This is a genomic window from Mycobacterium sp. E1214, assembly GCF_001666755.1.
Classification (GTDB): domain Bacteria; phylum Actinomycetota; class Actinomycetes; order Mycobacteriales; family Mycobacteriaceae; genus Mycobacterium.
The window spans coordinates 1-777 of sequence record NZ_LZJC01000115.1 but is presented as its reverse complement, the minus strand read 5'-3'; the positions used below and the strand labels follow the sequence as shown (position 1 = coordinate 777).

Here is a 777-nt window from a genome sequence, read left to right as displayed (position 1 = left end):
CGATGTCGTGGTAGTTGCGCAGGGTGCAGTAGATCGCCGGGCTGTAGGTGTCGAGCAACTGCGCCGAGGGCACCAGATCCGCAGCACCCCGCGCCAAATACGGCCCACCCTTGTTGAACAAATCGGCCCCGGTATTACCAAACCCCGCCGCCGACAACAACGCCTGATCCAAATCCTTTTGCTGCGCATTCACCGTGCGCGCCGTCACCACCGCATTGTTCAAAAAATCCAGCAAATCCGGCGCCGCATCAGCATAGGTATCCCCCAACGCCGCCAACCCCTGAATATCCCGACGCGCCTGCGGCATCCGCGGATTCACATCATCAAGAATCGCGTTCGCATTCACCACCGACTGCCCGAACCGCTCCCCCAACCCCGCCAACGACTGCGCCGCCGCACTCAAGGTCAGATTCAACTTGATCGGATCCACCTTCTCCGAGATCGACGTAATCGTCTGAAACAACGTATTGATCTCCGTCGTCACCGACCGCGCATCAATCACCGTGCGCCCGCTAATCTTCTGCGGCGACGGATTCGCCGGCGTCGTCAACGACACATACTTGCCACCAAACACCGTCGTCGCCTTGATATCGGCATTCACATTCGACGGAATCAACGACAAATACCGCGGATAGACCTCCAACGTGAACTTCGCCGCCGGCTTCCCATCCCGCACCGTCTCACTGATACTGCCGACCCGACCGATCTCCACCCCGTTATAGGTCACCTTCGACCCCGGATCCATCACCAACCCCGCCCGCGCGGCCAGCATCGTCA

Annotated in this window: 1 protein-coding gene; it reads right to left on the bottom strand. The window is 59.8% G+C overall.

Annotated elements, in window-relative coordinates; genetic code table 11:
* Positions 1 to 777: MCE family protein (locus tag A5700_RS16120; protein WP_156671249.1), on the bottom strand; the 777-nt coding region annotated here is incomplete at both ends.